The 21417-nt window shown below is 57.4% G+C and carries 15 protein-coding genes; 11 read left to right on the plus strand and 4 right to left on the minus strand.

Going from position 1 to position 21417, the window contains the following annotated elements; translation table 11 throughout:
- Positions 1-2 precede the first annotated feature (2 nt).
- Positions 3-2684, plus strand: coding sequence for a DNA polymerase I (gene polA / locus DD236_RS05400; RefSeq protein ID WP_109093370.1), 2682 nt, complete (start codon positions 3-5; stop codon positions 2682-2684).
- A 153-nt stretch (positions 2685-2837) separates the two neighbouring features.
- Positions 2838-4313, plus strand: coding sequence for a 30S ribosomal protein S1 (rpsA, locus tag DD236_RS05405; protein WP_109093371.1), 1476 nt, complete (start codon positions 2838-2840; stop codon positions 4311-4313).
- A gap of 90 nt (positions 4314-4403) precedes the next feature.
- On the opposite strand, the gene DD236_RS05410 is transcribed toward rpsA, so the two are convergent.
- Both DD236_RS05410 and DD236_RS05415 read right to left on the minus strand, forming a co-directional pair.
- A complete protein-coding gene (locus tag DD236_RS05410; RefSeq protein WP_341476530.1) occupies positions 4404-4835 on the minus strand; it encodes an RrF2 family transcriptional regulator in 432 nt (143 codons plus the stop codon).
- Between the two features lie 5 nt (positions 4836-4840).
- The gene (locus DD236_RS05415; RefSeq protein ID WP_109093372.1) at positions 4841-5989 is read right to left on the minus strand and encodes a trans-sulfuration enzyme family protein; all 1149 of its coding nucleotides are present in this window, start codon (positions 5987-5989) and stop codon (positions 4841-4843) included.
- A gap of 175 nt (positions 5990-6164) precedes the next feature.
- Between DD236_RS05415 and DD236_RS05420 the strand changes: the two genes are divergently transcribed.
- The 5 genes from DD236_RS05420 to coaE are packed head-to-tail and all read left to right on the plus strand — an operon-like array spanning position 6165 to position 10730.
- A complete protein-coding gene (locus DD236_RS05420; protein WP_109093373.1) occupies positions 6165-7355 on the plus strand; it encodes a M20 metallopeptidase family protein in 1191 nt (396 codons plus the stop codon).
- The gene (locus DD236_RS05425) at positions 7348-8370 is read left to right on the plus strand and encodes a methionine ABC transporter ATP-binding protein (protein ID WP_109093374.1); all 1023 of its coding nucleotides are present in this window, start codon (positions 7348-7350) and stop codon (positions 8368-8370) included. The genes DD236_RS05420 and DD236_RS05425 overlap by 8 nt, the downstream gene beginning before the upstream one ends.
- Positions 8370-9038 (plus strand): methionine ABC transporter permease, encoded by a 669-nt coding sequence (locus tag DD236_RS05430; RefSeq protein WP_109093375.1) that lies wholly within the window; start codon positions 8370-8372, stop codon positions 9036-9038. The genes DD236_RS05425 and DD236_RS05430 overlap by 1 nt, the downstream gene beginning before the upstream one ends.
- Positions 9039-9049: 11 nt before the next feature.
- Positions 9050-9889 carry a MetQ/NlpA family ABC transporter substrate-binding protein gene (locus tag DD236_RS05435; RefSeq protein WP_109093376.1) on the plus strand — a complete coding sequence of 280 codons (840 nt, stop codon included), beginning with the start codon at positions 9050-9052 and terminating at the stop codon, positions 9887-9889.
- Between the two features lie 10 nt (positions 9890-9899).
- A complete protein-coding gene (coaE, locus tag DD236_RS05440; protein WP_165819833.1) occupies positions 9900-10730 on the plus strand; it encodes a dephospho-CoA kinase in 831 nt (276 codons plus the stop codon).
- Here coaE and ftsH read toward each other — a convergent pair.
- Positions 10717-12783: an ATP-dependent zinc metalloprotease FtsH gene (gene ftsH, locus DD236_RS05445; protein WP_109093378.1), complete on the minus strand. Its 2067-nt coding sequence runs from the start codon at positions 12781-12783 to the stop codon at positions 10717-10719. The genes coaE and ftsH overlap by 14 nt on opposite strands.
- Before the next feature lie 92 nt (positions 12784-12875).
- Here ftsH and uvrB point away from each other — a divergent pair, with 92 nt between their 5' ends.
- Positions 12876-14957: an excinuclease ABC subunit UvrB gene (gene uvrB, locus DD236_RS05450; RefSeq protein ID WP_109093390.1), complete on the plus strand. Its 2082-nt coding sequence runs from the start codon at positions 12876-12878 to the stop codon at positions 14955-14957.
- A 191-nt stretch (positions 14958-15148) separates the two neighbouring features.
- Positions 15149-16162, plus strand: coding sequence for a TerC family protein (locus DD236_RS05455; RefSeq protein ID WP_338078993.1), 1014 nt, complete (start codon positions 15149-15151; stop codon positions 16160-16162).
- An 11-nt stretch (positions 16163-16173) separates the two neighbouring features.
- On the opposite strand, the gene DD236_RS05460 is transcribed toward DD236_RS05455, so the two are convergent.
- Positions 16174-16455 (minus strand): YciI family protein, encoded by a 282-nt coding sequence (locus DD236_RS05460; protein WP_109093379.1) that lies wholly within the window; start codon positions 16453-16455, stop codon positions 16174-16176.
- Between the two features lie 95 nt (positions 16456-16550).
- On the opposite strand from DD236_RS05460, the gene uvrA reads away from it, so the two are divergent.
- Positions 16551-19391 (plus strand): excinuclease ABC subunit UvrA, encoded by a 2841-nt coding sequence (gene uvrA, locus DD236_RS05465; protein WP_423716459.1) that lies wholly within the window; start codon positions 16551-16553, stop codon positions 19389-19391.
- Positions 19391-21394, plus strand: a complete 2004-nt coding sequence (uvrC, locus tag DD236_RS05470; RefSeq protein ID WP_109093380.1) for an excinuclease ABC subunit UvrC — start codon at positions 19391-19393, stop codon at positions 21392-21394. The genes uvrA and uvrC overlap by 1 nt, the downstream gene beginning before the upstream one ends.
- Positions 21395-21417: the final 23 nt, after the last annotated feature.

Genomic DNA, 21417 nt, shown 5'->3' on the forward strand with positions numbered 1-21417 from the left:
GAGTGACTGATGAGCGAATCCTCCTAATCGATGGCAACTCAATGGCTTTCCGGGCCTTCTACGCGCTGCGGGCCGATAGTTTCCTGACATCGCAGGGCCAGTACACCAACGCCGTGTACGGGTTCACAAACACGTTGCTGAAGATGATGGCCGACTATAGTCCAACCCACGTGGCCGTTGCATTCGATCTGCCCGGTGGCACGTTCCGCACAAGGCAGTTCCCGGATTACAAAGGCGGACGGGCGAAGACGCCCGAGGAGTTCAAGGGCCAGATCAGTGTGATCCAAGAGACGCTGGATGTTCTGGGTATTACCTGGCTGTCAGTTGAGGATTTCGAGGCGGACGATATTGTGGCTACCCTGTCCGCCCGCGCCGGTGAGCTCCAGATGCACAGCTATATAGCATCGGGGGACAAAGACGCCTATCAGTTGGTCAGCGACGATTGCACGCTGCTTTACCCGATGCCGCGCTCCCAGATGCAGGTGCTCGACCCAGCGGGCGTGGAAGAGAAGACTTCAGTGACACCTACGGAGTATCCGGATCTTGCCGCCCTCGTGGGGGAGGGTGCCGATAACCTGCCTGGCGTTCCCGGGGTTGGCCCGAAAACCGCGGCGAAGTGGATTCACGAATACGGCGATCTAGAGTCGATTCTTGCTCACGCCGAGGATATCAAGGGGCGGGCCGGTAGCTCGCTGCGCGAACACACCGAACAAGTGAGGCTCAATCGTGAGCTCAACCGTCTAGTTCGCGATCTTCCCATCGGAGCAGATTTCGATGCTTTCAAACTTCGGGGAGTGGACCGCGAGAGCCTGCACGAGCTGTTCGATGCCTTGGACTTCAAGAGCCTGCGTACACGGGTGCTGCAGGAGCTACCTGCCCGGGATGGAAGTCAGGTTGAGGAGACAGACGGCCTCAACCTCGATGATTTGGAGGTGACCGGCGAGGATCTCTCAGGTTGGTTTGCCAGTCACGCATCGCCAGTGTGGGGTTTGGCGCTAACGGGTAGTTTTGCGCCAGGGCGCGGAGAGATTGAATCGATCGCGATTGCGGATCAAAGCGGACATGTCTTCTCTACCGTGCGGTCGGCGCTGAGCCCACAGGATGAGGATGCGTTTGCTTCGTGGCTTGCCGATCCCGCCCAGTCCAAGGTGTGCCATGGTGCTAAGGAGTATTGGCACGGACTTCACGGAGCTGGTGATTTCCGGTTGGTCGGAGTTACTTCCGATACCGTCCTAGCCGCGTACCTGCTACACCCTGATCAGCGCGATTATGATTTGCACGATCTCGCGTTGCGCTACCTAGGGGTGGACATTGCTGAGGAAACACAGATGCTTCCAGGGCTTGGCGGATCGGATGGTTTGGCCAGCGCGGCCGCGGTAGTGGTTCCGCTTGCCGAAGCACTGCGATCAGCTCTTAAGGATCAGGGCGAAGACGGGGCTCTTTTGGATCTGGAGCTGGAAGTTTCTAGCACGCTCCAGCGAATGGAAGAAACAGGAATCAAGGTGAGTGATACGCGCCTTGAGGAGCTTCGGACAGATTTCCACTCCCGTGTGGAGGCGGCCGCAGAGGCCGCCTATGAGGCAATTGGGCACGAGGTGAACCTCTCTAGTCCAAAGCAGCTTCAGACGGTCCTTTTTGATGAGCTTGGGCTACCCAAGACGAAGAAGACGAAGTCTGGGTACACCACGAACGCCGAAGCCCTGGCAGATCTGGCCGTGCGGATTGCTGAGCGAGAGGACGATCAGGCGCTGGCTGGCCAAACATTCCTTGGTGCCCTGTTGGAACACCGCGACGCCATTAAATTGCGCCAGTCTGTTGAGGGACTCCAGCGATCAGTCCTGACCGATGGGCGTATTCACACCACCTATCAACAGGCAGTTGCAGCTACTGGGAGGCTATCCTCCACGGATCCGAACTTGCAGAACATTCATGCTCGTACTGAAGAGGGTTTGCAGATTCGCGAGGCATTTGTCCCCGGTAATGGATTTGTGGGTTTGATGACTGCAGATTACTCACAGATCGAAATGCGTCTCATGGCATCGCTGTCCGGTGATCAGGAGCTGATCGACGCATTTAACCACGGTGCTGATCTGCACACGTATGTTGCCTCGCGCGTGTTCGGTATATCCGAAGACGAGGTGAGCGGCGCCCAGCGCTCACGGATTAAGGCAATGAGCTACGGGCTCGTGTACGGGCTGTCCGCCTTCGGCCTGTCCAGGCAGCTACGAATTGAAGTGTCCGAAGCCCAGCGGCTGATGGACGATTACTTCTCGCGCTTCGGGAAGGTCCGGGACTACCTCAACCATCTGGTGGACCGAGCGCGTGAACAGGGATATACCGAAACCATGCTCGGGCGCCGACGTTACTTGCCCGAACTTACATCCACCAACCGGCAGCTGCGCGAAGGGGCCGAACGAATGGCCCTGAACGCTCCTATTCAGGGATCGGCCGCGGACATCATCAAGCTTGCGATGGTTGATGTGGCGCGGGATCTGAAGGAAGCCGGACTTGCGTCTAGGGTTCTGCTGCAGGTTCACGACGAACTTGTGGTGGAAGTGGCTGAGGGCGAGCGCGAAAAGGTTGAATTGCTATTGCGCCACGATATGGGCGGGGCGGCGGACCTAGCTGTGCCACTGTCCGTGGGAATTGGTTACGGGGAGAACTGGCGCGCCGCAGCTCACTAGTGGGCTGAAGATCACCAATTTTCGGCGAGTTCTCGCGCCAATGTGTTTGCGGCAGATGCTCACCTAACGTAGAGTTAACTATTGGTGCAGGATTTCATTCTGCATTGTAACTGTCCAACTACTAATTCAGTCCGTAACGGAGTCACCAACTTCATGACCGATAACACGCCCACTACCTCGACGATCCCACAGGTCGCAATTAACGACATCGGCGGCGAAGACGAAATCCTCGCAGCTGTTGACCAGACCATCAAGTACTTCAATGACGGGGATATCGTCGAAGGAACTGTAGTCAAGGTCGACCACGACGAAGTCCTTCTGGATATTGGCTACAAGACCGAGGGCGTCATCCCCTCTAAGGAACTCTCCATCAAGCATGATGTAGATCCCGATGACGTCGTCCACGTAGGCGATCAGATTGAGGCCCTCGTCCTGCAGAAGGAAGACAAAGAAGGCCGCCTCCTGCTCTCCAAGAAGCGCGCACAGTACGAGCGTGCTTGGTCCCAGATCGAAAACGTTAAGGAAGCCGATGGCGTTGTCACCGGTTCCGTTATCGAAGTTGTTAAGGGTGGCTTGATCCTCGACATCGGTCTGCGCGGCTTCCTTCCCGCATCGCTCGTTGAGATGCGCCGCGTGCGCGATCTCCAGCCCTACATTGGCCGCGAGCTCGATGCGAAGATCATCGAACTGGACAAGAACCGCAACAACGTAGTTCTTTCCCGCCGTGCGTGGCTCGAAGAGACCCAGTCTCAGGCCCGCGGCGAGTTCCTCACTAACCTTAAGAAGGGGCAGGTGCGCGAAGGCGTCATCTCCTCGATCGTCAACTTCGGTGCCTTCGTGGATCTTGGTGGCGTAGACGGCCTAGTTCACGTTTCCGAGCTTTCCTGGAAGCACATCGACCATCCGTCAGAGGTTGTCGAAGTTGGCCAGAAGGTCACCGTGGAAGTTCTCGATGTGGATATGGATCGCGAGCGCGTCTCCCTGTCCCTCAAGGCTACGCAGGAAGATCCGTGGCAGACCTTCGCACGTACGCACGCCATTGGCCAGATCGTCCCCGGCAAGGTCACGAAGCTTGTTCCCTTCGGCGCCTTCGTGCGTGTGGAAGACGGTATCGAAGGCCTGGTTCACATCTCCGAGTTGGCGCAGCGCCATATCGATCTGCCCGAGCAGGTTGTCAAGGTTGGTGACGATGCCTTCGTGAAGGTTATCGATATCGATCTGGATCGCCGCCGGATTTCCCTCTCGCTGAAGCAGGCGAACGAGGGTGTGGATCCGAACTCCGAAGATTTCGATCCGTCGCTCTACGGTATGGCTGCTGAGTACGATGAGCAGGGTAACTACAAGTACCCCGAGGGCTTCGATCCTGAGACCAACGAGTGGCTCCCCGGATACGACGCTCAGCGTGAGGCTTGGGAGAATGAGTACGCAGCTGCTCAGGCGCGCTGGGAGGCCCACAAGGCTCAGGTTGCTAAGGCAGCTGAGCAGGATGCGGCCGCTGGTCAGTCCACTGCTTCGGCCCCGGCCGAGCCGGTACCGGCGTCCTACTCCTCGAACGATTCAGAGGCCGGTGGCACTCTGGCGTCCGATGAGGCACTCGCCGCACTGCGCGAGAAGCTGACGAACAACTAAGGTTGTCACAAAAAGATGGGGTCCAATTGGGCCCCATCTTTTTTATGCCTGGATTCGCGTGAAATCTCTCCTACGATCGCCGCGGCTTTATCAGATCACATAGTTGCCGCCGCCTGCGGCGTTAGACGCGAGGTCAGCGATAGTGCGCTTTTCAAAGAAGTCTGTGATCAGATCATCAAGTTCGTGCCACATCTGAAGAGTGGCTCCGCGGTCCTGGTTTACGGTGGGGCTATCGAGCCCGGCAATCGGGGCTAGACTACCCTCAGTTAGATGAAGAATGGTAGCTACCGTATAGTCTGCGGGATCACGAGTGAGCTGGTAGCCACCGCCCTTTCCGCGCTGACCTGTTAAAACACCGGCCTTGACCAACGTCTTCAAGATCGATTCGAGGTACTTTTCTGAAACGTCCTGGCGTTGTGCAATCTCCTTGAGAGGGACATATCCCGATGTCTGATTCTCTGCGAGATCGATCATGACACGAAGGGCATAACGCCCCTTCGTTGAAACCAACACGGTGTTCACTTCCTTTAACTTGAGAGTGCCTGAGAGAGATCTGACTTGAGATCGTCAACGTTCTCGAGGCCAACGGATAGGCGGAGGAGCGTGTCTGTGATGCCGAGGTGCTCGCGGACAGCTTCTGGGACGTCAGGATGGGTTTGAACCATCGGATAGGTGATGAGTGATTCGGTGCCACCTAGACTTTCGGCGAAAGTAATGAGTTTGACGCGTTCTAGGACACGATGAGCAATCTCCACTGTATCAGTACGGAAAGAGATCATTGCCCCAGCTCCTCGAGCCTGTGATGCATTAACGGCGTAGCCCGGGTGGTCTTCGAGCCCCACGTAAAATACCTGTGCGACGCCTGGCTGGGTGCTGAGCCAGCGCGCGAGTTCTTGCGCGTTGGACTCCTGCCGCTCCATACGGATGCCAAGAGTCTTGATCCCGCGGAGCACGTGCCACGAATCGAAGGGGGAGAGGGCCGCCCCAGTTGTCTTATGGATGAGCCGAATGCGCTCGGCAAGTTCGGGCGTACCCGAAGAAACGAAACCTGAGATTGTATCGTTATGGCCCGCAATGAACTTGCTGCCGCTGTGGATCACTAGATCCGCGCCTAACTCGATCGGATTCTGTAGGTAGGGCGAAAGGAACGTGTTATCCACGATCAGGAGGAGGCCGTGTTCTTCAGCAATTTCGTGACAGGCGCGTAGATCCGCCACGTTCATCATGGGATTGGAGGGCGTTTCGATGTATAGCGCCGCTGTGTCCTGAGTTATGGCAGCCTCGATGGCATCGCGAGAACCAGTATCTACGTAGTCCACGCTCAGGCCGTTCTTGATGCTCACCTTGTCAAACAGGCGAATCACTCCGCCATATAGATCCTCCGAGCAGACGATGTGTTGCCCCGGGCTCAATAGCTCAAAGCAAGCAGAGACAGCCGCCATGCCGGAGGAAAATGCACACGTATCTACTGCTCCTTCGAGGGAGCTCATGGTTTCTTCGAGCTTTCCCCTAGTCGGGTTAGTCTCGCGGGTATAGTCGAATCCGCTCGATTTCCCGAAGCCGATATGCCCAAACGTTGCCGTCTGGTATATCGGGAAGCTCACGGCGCGTGTAGCTTCAAACGCCGGACGTTCCAGATCGCCATGAATACAGCGTGTATCGCGATGCTCGTACATGACCTCTCCCTCTCTGCACAAACTTACCTACAAGTTTGGTATGAAACTGGGCAGTGCGTCATCGGATGTTCACGATGTGGCGTGCCTGTCGAGTCACTGGCCAATTCTGTAGATTACCAGTTATCAGCAGAATAACCTAGTGGAATAGTAGGAATATAGGGGTGGGGTGGTCTAGATGACACAACTGAGCGAGAGCCTACGGACCCAGCAGGAATACCTGACTGATCTTCGGCGTGAGTTTCATGAGCATCCGGAGATCGGTCTCCAAGAGTTTTGGACCGCAGATCGCATAGAAAAGGAACTTGATCAATTCGGTGTGGCTCACGTTCGGGTGGGAAGCACGGGTGTATTGGGAACTATAGAGGGTAGTGGGCACGGGGGCGGATCCATCGCACTGCGAGCTGACATTGATGGGCTTCCGGTTCAGGAAATCAACAGTGTTTCCTACCGCTCCCAAAATGACGGCGTGATGCACGCGTGTGGACACGACTCACACATAGTCAGCCTCCTCGGCGCGGCGAAGGCGTTGTCCGAGGCGCGTTCGGCTTTTGGTGGCACTGTGAAGCTCATCTTCCAGCCTGACGAAGAGCATGGCTACGGTGCCCTCGATTTTGTGGACGCGGGCGTGCTCGAGGGCGTGGAGCGGACCTTTGGTTTACACGCGGCGTCAGATCTACCTTCGGGCACACTTGGCATCTGCGAGGGACTTAACTTCGCCGCGGTAGACCTCTTCACGATCAACGTTCATGGGGCGGGAGCCCATGTTTCGCGTCCTCATCTGGGCGCGGACGCACTATACATTGCGAGCTCAATCGTTGTGGCCATACAAGCGCTTGTTGCCCGGACTACTGATCCTGTGGAGCCCGTTGTGATTGGAGTCGGGTCCTTCCATGCTGGAACAACTTATAACGCCCTCGCGGAAACAGCGATGTTAGAAGGAACCACGCGTACGGTGGATGAGGCCACACGGCTGGCGCTGCGCGCGAAGATCGACCAGCTGGTGACCTCAACTGCTGCCACGTTTGGGGCAAGTGCTGAGGTGAGCTGGCGTCATGTAACACCGGCCGTGGTCAACCCCCGTGACGTGAGCGAAGAGGTGGCGTTGGCGGCTGCCGAAATAGGATCCGACGTGGTAATTGTCAAAGAACGCCCCTACTCATTGGGAGGGGATAACTTCGCCGAATTCCAGGCTCGCGTCCCGGGCGTCTACGCGTTCGTAGGAACCGGTAATCCAGAGGTTCCCAACTCGCAAAACTCGCATCACAACGGAAACTTCGATATTGATGAGGCGGCGCTTCCGCTGGGTGCGAGCCTATATGCCGAATACGCATATTGGTGGCTCACGAAAGGCACCGCCCGTGATTAGCATCAAGAATGCCTCGAAGACATTTCGCGGCAAAGCCGGCACAGTAGAGGCCCTCAAAGATGTAGATCTTGAGGTGGAAGCGGGTGAAATATACGGGATCATCGGGTTTTCCGGCGCAGGGAAATCCACCCTCTTGCGCTTAGTCAATCAGCTAGAGACGCCCGATTCTGGAACGATAAGCGTTGATGGCCAAGACCTCACGGATTTGCCTTCTGCGGCCCTACGCGTAGTACGCCGAAATATAGGCATGGTTTTTCAACAGTTCAATCTACTTGAACGTAAGAGTGTCTTTCACAACGTAGCCATGCCATTGATTCTCGCTGGCACCCCGAAGGCGGCCATCCGCGAGCGTGTTGAAGAAGTGCTACGAATCGTGGAGCTGGAGGACAAACGAAACACATATGTTTCCCAGCTCTCGGGCGGTCAGAAGCAGCGTGTTGGCATCGCTCGATCACTCGCCACCGAGCCGAAAATCCTGCTCTGTGACGAGGCAACCAGTGCGCTTGACCCCAAAACCACAGAATCAATTTTGGCGCTCCTGAAGAGGATCAACGAGGAAATGGGTGTGACGATCTTGCTGATCACCCACCAGATGCATGTGATTCAGCGAATCTGTACCAAGGTAGCCGTCATGGAAGAGGGCCGGATCGTGGAACATGGCTCTGTTTTGGAGGTGTTCGATTCTCCCCGCGAGCAGATCACGCAGGAGTTCGTTCGGACTGTTCTTAACGATCGGATTCCAGCAACACTGATCGGTCAGCTCCACACCGATGCTCGTCACTACTGCGTTGAGCGTATGCGTTTCGTGGGGGAGACAGCGCGCAAGCCTGTTCTTGCCACGCTGGCAAAGATCCCTGATCTTGAGGTCAATGTTCTTGGTGCCAAGGTGGAAGAGCTACAAGATACGGTTCTTTGCCTCTACTTAGTCCAGTTGATCGGAGATCAAGCCGCTATCGATTCGGCTGAACGGTATATCGATAGCGAGGGCGTACGCCGCGAGAGGGTGAGCGTGTGATGGAAAACGAACTCTTTGGCGTCACAGTAGAAAAACTCGTTCTGGCCGGGAGCCAGACCATCTACATGCTTGGCTGGGGCATGATCGTGGGCGGTATCCTCGGGGTCATCACGGCGCTGGGCCTAGTGCTGACGCGGCGTGGCGGGCTGATGGCGAACCGCGTTGTGTATGGGATCCTCAATGTGACGGTAAATATCATCCGCTCGATCCCATTCATCATTCTGTTGGTTGCGATCATGCCGCTCACTCGCCTGATTATGGGGACTCCCGTGGGGACGCAGGCACAGCTAGTGCCGTTAGTTATCTACATCACCCCGTATATTGCCCGGCTGGTTGAGACCAGCTTGCTGGAGGTCAAGCCCGGAGTGATTGAGGCTGCCCAAGCAATGGGGGCCACGAACCTCCAGATCATTCGCTATTTTCTTCTGCCCGAAACCTACAGCTCGATCGTTCTAGCTATGACCACTGGGATGATCGGATTGCTCGGGGCAACTGCTATGGCTGGCTACGGCGGCGGTGGCGGCGTAGGCGATCTGGCGCTCACCTACGGGCGCGAGGCCATGAATACACCACTCATGGTGTTCACCGTTGTTATCCTCGTCATCTTTGTTCAAATACTTCAAGCGCTCGGCAACGGCTTTGCCCGCCGCTTGCGCGAACCCCATTAAGGAGAAGACCAATGAAAAGACAACTTATTGCACTAGCTGGAGCTTTAGTTCTTACCGTCTCTGCATGCTCTGCGCCCGGCTCTGATTCGTCAGGGGGAGATGACGCTTCGGGAGGCGAAAAGAAGACGCTCACGTTCTCCCGCTCGCAGGGACCATACTCGGAGCTCTTTGAGGAGGCCATCGTCCCCATCCTTGAAGAGAAGGGCTATACGGTCAACGGTGTGGACTTCTCGGATCTACTCAATGCGGATATCGCCTTGAACGACGGCGATGTTGATTTCAACGTGGAACAACACACCGCGTACATGGAAGACTTCAACAACAATAACTCGGGCGATCTCGTGGCTATCAGCCCGATCCCCACAGTCCCCGCGGGTATCTATTCGGACAACTACAACAGCTTGGAAGACATCCCGGACGGTGCAACGGTGGCCGTACCCAACGATGCCTCCAACCGTGCCAGAGCATATCTTCTTTTGGAGAAGGTGGGCTGGATCGAAGTTGACGATTCCGGAGACTTTGCCGCCATCGATGAATCAAACGTCACCGAGAACCCGCACAACATTGAATTCACGGAGATGAAGTCACTCTCCATCCCCGCTGTCTCGCAGGATTTCGATTACATCGTGATCACCGGTTCGATCGTGTACAACGCGAAAATCGATCCCTCCACTGCGCTTGCCACGGAGGATATCGTGGATAACCTCGTGTTGCAGTTGGTTGTAAAAGAAGAGAATCAGGATGCACAGTGGGCGCAGGATATTGCGGCCGCCTATCACTCCGACGAACTTAAGGATTACATGGAGGAGAACAACGACGGCCTGTGGTGGATTCCGGAGGAACTCCAGTAGGCTAATCTGCATGTTGCTTATCTCGCTGACCGGAGGCATTGGAGTTGGAAAATCTACCGCTGCGAGCCTACTGAAACAGCGCGGAGCACAAGTACTTGTGCTTGATGAAGTTGCCCGGACCATCCTGGATCCGGGCACTTCCGCAACTTGGGAGGTGAGCCAGATTTGGCCCTCAGTGGTGCGTGATGGCCTTGTGGATCGGGCGGCTCTGGCGAAGATCGTGTTTGGTGATCCGAAGGCTTTGGCTCAACTCAACGCCATCACCCACCCTCGCACCTGGCAAGCCGCTGAACGCATCCTCGAGGGGTGGGACGCAAGTGGTGACGCGGAAGTGGCCGTAATTGAGATCGCAATTCTGGCGAATAGCCCTCGCAAGTTCAGCTCCCACCTCAACGTGGTGATCGGCGCAGATATGGACGTTCGGCTGGAGAGGCTAGAGGGGCGAGGGCTGACTCGTGATGAGGCGTTGGCTCGCATGAACAATCAGCGGCCTCAAGCGGAGTTGGCCGATCTTGCGGATGCATGGCTAGACAACTCCGGTGTGATTGGCGATCTGGCCACCCAGATCTCCCAGCTGTGGGAAGAGAGACTTGCTCCGTACGCGGCGAACCTCGCGGCTCACAAGCGTATCCACGGTTTAGATCGGCATCCCGAGCCGGCCGAAGTGCAGCGTTGCGTGGCACGGTTGAAATATTATGGCATCCAGGCCAAGAACGAAGGGTCCGGGAACCTCACCGCCTCCCAACCAACCGATGGAAGAGCCCTCTCCGCGGCAGGATTTGTGCCGGGGGAGGGCTGCTTCGAACTTGCTGATCCTGCCTATCAGCTCACTCTGTCGTAGGGCCGCTAGTATTTGGATGCGGTTCCGGGTCGGTGCTCGCGTCTGGGTCTGAGGTTGCGCCGGTCTCCTCACCGTTCGTTGTGCCAGCCTCCCGAGAACCGGGATCTTGATCGCCATCTTGATCGGTCATCCGCGGACTGGGTGGAATGGTTCCGGCCACGACGTGACGCTCAGCCGCCGTATTGTGCTCAATCCCCGCGATCCGGTAGGCATCTTCTTCGTCTAGAGTCTCGTGCTCCATGAGTGCATCGACGAGGGCCTTGTGCTGTTCGGAATGCTCGCGCAAGAGCTGCTTGGCGTCCTCATAGCAATCAGCGAGCAGAGCACGGACCTCAGAATCAACGGCAGAAAGGAGCGAATCTGAAACGCCTTGGGAACGCGGATCGCCCTCGGTCGGGTATACCTGCACCGGTCCGATCGTCTCGGACATTCCCCAACGCCCGAACATCTGACGCGCGATGTTGGTGGCGGCCTGAAGATCGGATTCGGCTCCAGTAGTGACTACCCCAAACACCACCTCTTCGGCGGCCATGCCGCCCAGTGCGCCGATAATGCGGCCGCGCAGATACGCCTTGTCATACCCGTACTTATCTGCCTCCGGCGTTGAGAGTGTGACGCCGAGGGCGCGCCCACGGGGGATAATCGAGATCTTTCGAACTGGATCGGCGCCTGGCTGGATCATGCCAAGCAGGGCGTGACCGGCTTCGTGCCATGCGGTGCGCTTAAGCTCCTCTGGATCCATCATGACGGAACGTTCAACACCCAATTGGATCGTCTCTAGAGCGTCCGTGAAATCACTGAGTTGGATTGTCTTGTTCCCTCGCCGGGCGGCCAACAGGGACGCCTCGTTCACCAAATTAGCTAGGTCTGCGCCAGTGAGCCCTGGCGTGCTCTTGGCGATGGAGGCAAGCGAGACGCTTGGATCGATGGGTCGTTCGCGCGTGTGCACCCTGAGGATGTCCTCGCGGCCTTTCTGGTCTGGCGCCGAAACCGTAATGGTTCGGTCGAAACGCCCGGCCCTTGTTAGCGCGGTATCCAACACCTCAGCGAGGTTGGTGGCGGCCAGAACAATGATGCCTTCCGAGGCAGAGAAGCCGTCCATCTCCGTGAGGATCTGATTCAGTGTTTGCTCGCGATCCTCATTGGATCCGATGCTTTGGGCAGAGGCGCGGGAACGTCCGATCGCATCAATCTCATCGATGAAGACGATCGCTGGTGCTACCTTGCGGGCGGCTTCGAACAGGCTACGAATATCGGAAGCGCCCTTGCCCGCGAGGATGCCGCCAATTTCGGCAGCCGAGACACTGAAGAAGGGTACGCTGGCCTCCCCAGCGGTAGCCCGGGCAAGCAGCGTCTTGCCCGTTCCAGGACCGCCCTCAAGCAGAATGCCGCGTGGGATCTTTGCACCCAATCGCGTGTAGCGATCCGGGTTCTTCAGCATATCCACGACCTCGCGGAGCTGATCCTCGACCTCATCGATACCGGCCACGTCTTCGAAATTGACGCGGTTCTTCTCAGGATCGATCGGTTCGTGGCTCTTGCCGCCGAAGAGTGAGCCTCCGGCCCCGCCCTTCATCTGTCTCTGGAAGAACCAGTACCACAGCCCGACAAGGAGGGCGATCGGGAGCAGAGAGAAGATGAGTGTCACGATGGGGTTGGTCTTGGTGACGGGCGAAACCGCCGTGATCGTCACATCATTCGCCGATAGCGTCTCCGCCATTGCGTCCTCGGCCCAAGTAGGCCGCTCGGTCACGAACTGGGCAGACTTCACTCCCTCATAGGTGATGGCTTGACGGAGCTCTCCCTCGAGGGTGTCACCCTTCGAGGCCAGGGTCTCGACGTTGTCATTCTGGACCTGCGAGTAATACTCGTTGTAGGGCAATTCAACAACGGGATTGACCGCTTGCTGGATCCACGAAAACAGGAAATAGCTTGCCACCCAGGCAATGAGGAAGATCGCGATGAGTCGCTTCCACGATGGGCGGCGTCGCCCTTCCTGCTGCTTGTCGCCGTCAACGCCCTCGGCGCGCCAGCTCGGATTGTTATCTGCCATACGCCTATTTTGGTTCTCGGGATCCGGCGTGAGCACTTCATTGCGCGGCAGGCGTAATGCCCTCTGGCCCACTTCGCGGTAGCGTTGAGGCTATGCGTCCCGTTACCGAACTGACACGTTCCGTTGCACCCTTTGAGGTGATCTCCGATTACACCCCGGCAGGTGATCAACCACAGGCCATCGCTGAGTTGGCTGAGCGCATCAACGCTGGCGAGAAGGACATCGTCCTACTGGGTGCCACTGGTACCGGAAAGTCAGCAACGGCCGCGTGGTTGATCGAACAGATTCAGCGCCCAACACTGATCATCGAGCCCAATAAGACTCTCGCTGCTCAGATGGCTGCGGAGTTCCGGGATCTTCTGCCCAACAACGCGGTTGAGTATTTCGTGTCCTATTACGATTACTATCAGCCCGAGGCCTATGTGCCTCAAACGGACACGTTCATTGAGAAGGACTCCTCTATCAACGATGAGGTAGAGCGCCTACGTCACTCTGCAACGAATAATCTGCTGACCCGCCGGGACACCGTCGTGGTGGCCTCGGTGTCATGTATCTATGGTTTGGGTACTCCGCAGGAGTATGTGGACCGTATGGTTCAGCTTCAGGTGGGCCAGTCCCTCGATCGCGATGAGCTACTACGCAGGTTCGTGGCGATGCAGTACACCCGTAACGATATTGCTTTCACCCGTGGGACGTTCCGGGTGCGTGGGGACACGGTGGAGATCATCCCCGTGTATGAGGAGCTTGCGATTCGGATAGAGTTTTTCGGTGATGAGATCGATTCAATCACCTTGCTCCATCCACTAACAGGGAACGTTATCCGTTCGGCGGAGACTGCCCACGTTTTCCCGGCTTCGCACTACGTCGCGGGACCGGAGCGCATGGCACGCGCCATCGAATCGATCGAGGCGGAACTAGCCGAACGGCTTGAAGAGTTGCGGCGCCAGAACAAGCTGCTAGAGGCCCAACGCTTGGAAATGAGGACCACCTACGACGTGGAAATGATGCGCAACATCGGAAGCTGCGCGGGCATCGAGAATTATTCGCGCCACATTGACGGACGCGGACCAGGAACCGCCCCAAACACGTTGCTTGACTACTTCCCGGACGATTTCGTCTTAATACTTGACGAATCTCATGTGACCGTTCCACAGATCGGCGCGATGTATGAGGGCGATATGTCTCGCAAGCGCACACTGGTGGAATACGGTTTCCGGCTGCCATCGGCTATGGATAACCGTCCCCTGAAATGGGACGAGTTCCTGGAGAGGATCGGGCAGACCGTTTACCTTTCCGCCACCCCCGGAAAGTATGAGATGGAGCAATCTGATGGCTACGTGGAGCAGATTATCCGTCCCACTGGCCTCGTGGATCCGGAGATCGTCGTTAAGCCCACAGAGGGGCAGATTGATGACCTGTTGGAGCAGGTGTGGATCCGAGCCAAACGCGGCGAGCGGGTATTGGTCACCACGCTGACGAAGAAGATGGCGGAGGATCTGACCGATTATTTGGCAGATCGGGAGGTTCGCGTGGAGTATCTGCATTCGGATGTGGATACCCTGCGCCGCGTGGAACTTTTGCGGGAGCTGCGCCTCGGCAAGTTTGATGTGCTCGTGGGCATTAACCTCCTGCGCGAGGGGCTGGATCTACCCGAGGTTTCCCTGGTGGCGATCCTTGACGCTGATAAGCAGGGATTCCTACGGTCTACAACTTCGCTCATCCAGACGATTGGCCGCGCGGCCCGCAACGTGTCTGGCCAGGTGCATATGTACGCGGACACGATCACCCCCAATATGCGAGACGCGATCGATGAAACCAACCGCCGCCGCGCCAAGCAGATCGCATATAACAAGGAACAGGGGATTGATCCTCAACCGCTCCGGAAGAAGATCGCCGATGTGACGGACATGCTTGCGCGAGAGGATATAGATACCCAAGAGCTGCTTCAGGGCGGCTATCGGAGCGAACCGGAGCATGCTAAGGGCCATGCGCCCGATATCCGAACGGAAGCGCGTGAGGAAGGTGCACGGGATCTGGCGAGTCTGATCGAGGACCTTACGGAGCAAATGCACACGGCAGCGGAACAGCTCCAGTTCGAGTTAGCGGCAAGATACCGCGATGAAATCAAGGGGCTGAAGAGCGAGCTGTGGCATTCCCAGCAGGCCCAGAAGTGATCTATGAGGAGTATTACGGCACCGTAAGGCTGCGGGGAAGCTTCCCTTGCCCTAGACTTTAGCGCTGAAGGGGAGTATTCCCGTACAACATCGGTTCGTCATCACGGCGTTACGTCCGGGCCGAGGCCAGCAATGGTGGGAAGAGACCTTCGGATCCAATTTCGACCCGGAGGTACTTTGTGAATATCCCTATGAATGTCTCGAGCGCGGGACAGATGGTTGTTCACCCATGGGAATGGGGAGCGCTTGCAATCATCATCGTGGCTCTGATCATGTTCGATTTGTTCGGGCATGTACGTAAGGCACACGAACCAACTCTTAAAGAGGCCGGCCTATGGTCTCTCTTCTACATTGGTTTGGCGCTGCTCTACGGGGGAGTGCTCTACGTACGTCACGGCGGCACCTTCGCGGGAGAGTACTACGCTGGATGGCTGACTGAGAAGGCGTTGTCTCTCGACAATATTTTCGTCTTTATCATTATCATTGCCTCGTTCAGAGTACCGCGAAAGTATCAGCAGAAGGTCCTGCTCTACGGCATTGTGATGGCACTGGTGATGCGCTTGGTGTTCATCCTTGTTGGAGCCGCCATCATCGAGCGATTCGTGTGGGTCTTCTTCGTCTTCGGCTTCTTCCTTCTATACACCGCCATCAAGCAGGTGACCGAGGGAGTTCAGGAGCCGGGCGCCCTCGAGCAAGAAGAGTTCGAACCCAACGGCATTACCCGCTTCGCGATGAACCACTTTCACGTGACGGATGGCTACGTTGGCCAGAAACTGCTTGTGCGGCGCGAAAACAAGACTTGGATAACGCCTCTTCTGCTGTGCATCATCGCGATCGGCTCAATCGATCTTATGTTTGCACTCGATTCGATCCCCGCCGTGTACGGCCTGACGAAGGAACCGTTCATCGTATTCTCCGCGAACGCTTTTGCACTGCTGGGATTGCGTCAGCTGTTCTTCCTCATTGACGGCCTTCTGGACAAGCTCCTCTATCTGCACTACGGGCTGGCATTCATCCTCGGCTTCATTGCTGTCAAGCTAATGCTGCACGCATTCCACGGTTACGACATTCTTACCGCGATCCCTGAGCCAAACATCACGGTCTCCCTCATTGTCATCATTGGAACGATTTTGGTGACGGTCTTTGCCTCGATGGCCGGGACAAAAAGGAGAAAAAAGAATGAGGGCCCCGAAAGTAACGACTAGCGTGCGGGAGGTTACTTACTCCACGGCCCGAGGGTGGGGTTCCAGATACGAGCCACGCGGGTCTCGATGATTCCCTCCTTGTACAGGGGGTCGCTTTCTAAGAGCGAGAGGGCGGCCTCGCGATCTTCGACGTTCAGCACGATGAGCGCACTGTTGGATGCGAGTGGGCCTGAAGCTAGCAGCGTCCCTTCCTCATTGAGTGAGCCGAGGAATGCCCTGTGAGCAGGACGGTGTTCGGCTAGTTCGGCGAGCTTTGTGGCATCGTATTCGTAGTTCACAGCGATAATAGTCATGGGATCACACTAATACGGCGGTGTGGCCAGCGCCATGTCATGCCCTTAGATGAATAGCCTCCTTGAGCGCCGAACAGTTGTTCTAGTGGTGTAGGATGCTCGATGTGAGTGAACTGATTCGTGTGCAAGGTGCCCGTGAACACAACCTGCAGAATGTCTCTATCGAGCTTCCTCGCGATCAAATGATCGTGTTTACCGGGCTCTCTGGTTCCGGAAAGTCTTCTCTGGCCTTCGATACGATCTTCGCCGAAGGTCAACGCAGGTACGTGGAGTCGCTCAGTTCGTATGCACGCCAGTTCCTGGGCCAGATGGATAAACCTGATGTGGAGTTCATCGAGGGGCTCTCACCAGCCGTTTCTATTGATCAGAAATCCACGAATCGCAACCCGCGATCCACCGTGGGCACCGTGACCGAGGTTTACGATTATTTGCGGCTCCTCTACGCCCGTGCCGGTGAGCAGTTCTGTCCTGTATGTGGAGAACGCATTCAGGCCCAGAGCGCCGAACAGATCGTCGATTCGATCGAGCAGTTGGACGAAGGGACTCGGTTCCAGGTGCTTGCCCCTGTGCTGCGTGGCCGTAAGGGCGAGTATCAGGACGTGTTTGACGATTTGTCAGCGGCCGGCTACACCCGTGCCCGCGTTGATGGCGAGCTGGTGAGGCTTGACAATCCCCCGAAACTAGAGAAGAAGCTCCGCCACAATATTGATGTGGTGGTGGACCGGCTGGTGTCCCGTGAAGGTATCCGCTCGCGCCTCACTGATTCGATCGAAACGGCTCTGCGGCTGGCCGATGGAATCGTCGTCGTCGAATTCGTTGATACGGAGGCAGAGGATCCTGACCGTTTCCGGCGATACTCGGAGAAACGAGCCTGCCCCAATAACCATCCGTTAGCGCTCGAAGAAATCGAGCCCCGGACTTTCTCTTTCAACGCGCCCTACGGGGCGTGCCCGGAGTGCGACGGTATTGGCTCGCGCCTAGAGGTGGATCCGGAACTCGTGGTCCCGAACGAAAGCCTCAGCCTCGAACAGGGTGCGGTCAAGCCCTGGACGAGCCATCAGGACTTCTTCACGCGGCAACTTGAGGCCTTGGGTGAGGAACTTGGGTTCACAGTGGACACGCCGTGGAAAGACCTTCCGAAAGCTGCCCGCAACGCGATCCTGCGCGGCAAAGACTACAAGGTTAAGGTCAAGTACCGGAACCGCTGGGGTAAGGAGCGCATCTACGCCTCGGGGTTCGAAGGAGCGCTTCACTACGTGATGCGAAAGCACGATGAGACCGAATCATCGTGGTCCCGTGAACGCTACGAGGGATACATGCGGCAGGTTGCGTGCCCGGTTTGTCACGGCGCTCGCCTTCGGCCAGAAGTGCTTGCCGTGCGGCTTGGTGGCAAGAACATTTATGAATTGTGCGAGCTTTCGATCTTCGAAGCGAAAAAGTTCCTCGATGGCCTGACGTTGGATCAGCGTCAGGCCAAGATCGCGGACCAGGTGCTCCGGGAGATCCAGCTTCGGCTCGGATTTCTCGTAGACGTGGGCTTGACCTACCTCACTCTTTCCCGCGGGGCAGCCACCTTGTCGGGAGGCGAGGCCCAGCGCATCCGCCTTGCCACCCAGATCGGCTCGGGGCTGGTGGGAGTGCTCTACGTTCTGGATGAGCCCTCGATCGGCCTGCATCAGCGGGATAATGCCCGTCTCATCGCCACACTGACGAAGCTGCGCGATTTAGGCAATACCCTCATCGTGGTGGAACACGATGAGGAAACTATCCGCACGGCAGACTGGCTGGTGGATATCGGGCCGGGCGCTGGCGAACGCGGGGGAGAGGTTGTCTACTCAGGACCTGTTGACGGGATCCTGACCAATGGCCGCTCGATCACAGGTCAATACCTGGCCGGTAAGCGCCAGATTCCCGTGCCGCCCAAACGCCGTGCCATCGATTCCAAGAGGAAGATCCGCGTCACCGGCGCGCGGGAGAACAACCTAGATAACGTCTCCGTTGATTTCCCACTGTCCTGCATGATCGCGGTGACCGGTGTATCCGGCTCGGGCAAGTCCACGTTGGTGAACCAGATTCTGTACCAGGCCCTTGCCAATCAGCTCAATGGAGCACACACTGTCCCGGGCCGTCACAAGGCAGTTACGGGAGCTGAGAACCTCGATAAGGTTGTTCACGTAGATCAGTCCCCGATTGGGCGTACCCCGCGCTCGAATCCGGCCACCTACACGGGGGTATGGGACAAGATTCGCACACTGTTTGCCCAAACGCAGGAGGCAAAAGTTCGCGGGTACGGGCCCGGGCGTTTTTCCTTTAATGTCAAAGGCGGACGGTGTGAAGCCTGTAAGGGCGATGGCACTATCAAGATTGAGATGAACTTCCTGCCAGATGTGTATGTGCCCTGCGAAGTGTGCCACGGGGCCCGATACAACAGGGAGACCCTCGAAGTGAAGTATCGGGGTAAGTCCGTCTCGGATGTTCTCAACATGACGATTCATGAGGCGCGCGAGTTTTTCGATCCCATCCAGTCCATCACCCGGTACCTGAACACTCTGGAATCGGTGGGCTTGGGCTACGTCCACCTGGGGCAGGCCGCAACCACTCTGTCGGGAGGCGAGGCCCAGCGCGTCAAGCTGGCCTCCGAACTGCACCGCCGTTCCTCTGGCAAAACTGTCTATATCCTTGACGAACCCACGACCGGGCTACACTTTGAAGATGTCCGCAAGCTTCTTCAGGTGCTGCAATCCTTGGCCGATAAGGGGAATACGGTGATCGTGATCGAACATAATCTGGACGTTATTAAGTCCGCCGATTGGATCGTTGATATGGGTCCTGAGGGCGGCGCCGGAGGCGGCCTAGTGGTGGCAGAGGGTACGCCGGAACAGGTTGCCAAGAACTCTGCTTCGTTCACCGGCCAATTCTTGGCGCCGATGCTGTAATGGCTGATCCGGCTAGTTATCGGCCCGCGCCGGGAAGCGTCCCGGCTCAGCCCGGGGTGTATCGCTTCCGGGATCCGGAGGGCCGCGTCCTCTACGTGGGCAAGGCGAAGAGTCTGCGGGCCCGCCTAGCTAACTATTTTCAAGATGAGAGGGGCCTTTCTCCCCGTATCCGCCAGATGGTGTATACCGCCAGCCGCGTTGAATGGGTGGTGGTGGGATCCGAGGTGGAGGCGCTCACGCTGGAGTACTCGTGGATCAAAGAGTTTGAACCGCGCTTCAACGTGGTGTTCCGGGATAACAAGTCTTATCCCTACCTCGCAATCTCACTTTCTGAGGAGTTTCCTAGGGTGTGGATTACCCGGGAAAAGCATCGCCCGGGTACTCGATACTTCGGCCCCTATACCAAGGTGTGGGCGATCCGGGAAACGCTGGACAACATCCTCACCGCGTTCCCGATGCGCTCATGCACGAAGGGTCAGTTCAATCAGGCTCAACGCGCAGGGCGGCCGTGCCTGTTTGGCTACATTGGCAAGTGTACGGCGCCGTGCGTGGGACGGATCGGACCAGAGCAGCACCGCGAGACGGCACTACAAATCATTGATTTCTTGGAGGGAGACACCTCCGGCATTATCCGAGAGCGCAAGAAAGAGATGATGGATGCCGCGGGAGCTGAGGAGTTCGAGCGGGCGGCGCGCCTTCGCGATGAGGTCTCTGCTCTGGAAACGGCTGGCGAACGCAACGTCGTGGTATTCGATGAGAATCTGGACGCGGACATTTTCGGGCTTGAGGCAGATGAGCTGGAGGCCTCCGTCCAGGTGTTCTTCGTACGCGGCGGGCGAATCCGCGGCCAGCGCGGCTGGGTCACCGAACAGGTGGGTGGCATGGCCAATGGTGAGATCGTGGCCGAACTCCTTCTTCAGGTGTACGGCGCCCAAGACTATGACGCGGTTGACCCCGCGCGGGCCGAGTCCAAGGCGATTGACGATCGCAAGCACACTCGTACCGATGCGATTCCCAGCCAGATTTGGTTGCCGGAGCTCCCCTCCGATGTGTCCCAGATTGAGAATTGGCTGCGCCAGCGGCGCGGGGATCGGCCGGTCCATCTGAAGGTTCCTCAACGGGGTAACAAGGCACAGCTCTCCCAGACGGTTCACGAGAATGCGGTGCAGGCTCTCCAGCGCCACAAGTTGGCGCGCGCCTCGGACCTCACGGTGCGTTCGCAAGCCCTTGAAGAGCTCCGGGAGGGTTTAGAGCTAGATCGGGCACCGCTTCGCATAGAGTGTTATGACATCTCACATACTCAGGGCCACCAGCAGGTCGGCTCAATGGTGGTTTTTGAAGACGGCCTGTCCAAGAAGGCGGACTACCGGCATTTTATCGTTCGCGGGCCGGAAGGAAATGGAGTGCCGGACGATACGGCAGCTATGGATGAGGTGCTGCGCCGGCGTCTTTCCCGGTTAGTCCAAGGCGCAGCCGGGGACGATGCCGGGGGTGCGGAGGATGAGCCAGCTGAGGACCAGCTAGAAGGGTCCGGCCAAGTGTCCGGGGCGCCACGCCGGTTCGCTTACCGCCCAGATCTGCTCGTGGTGGACGGAGGGCTGCCGCAGGTCAACGCGGCCCAGCGTGTGGTTGATGAGCTGGACGCAGATGTTCGCGTAATTGGACTTGCCAAGCGGCTCGAAGAGGTATGGGTGCCGGGTGACGTGTTCCCGGTTATTTTCCCGCGTACATCGCCAGCCCTTCGACTGCTCCAGCAGCTTCGCGATGAATCGCACCGCTTTGCCATTACATTCCACCGGAAGAAGCGGGGACAGGCGATGACACGGTCTGTTCTTGACCAGATTGCCGGGTTGGGCCCGGCTAAGCAGAAGGCACTACTCAAACACTTTGGGTCCGTCTCCAAAATCAGGGCGGCCAGCATTGACGATTTGATGGAGGCGCCGGGGATAGGCCCTGCCCTGGCAGCGACGATTTCTCAAGCACTTCATACCCCAAAGGAGTGACGAGCGCCACGGGTGTGGCAAGA

This window comes from Ancrocorticia populi (assembly GCF_003123745.1).
GTDB classification, from domain to species: Bacteria; Actinomycetota; Actinomycetes; order Actinomycetales; family Actinomycetaceae; genus Ancrocorticia; species Ancrocorticia populi.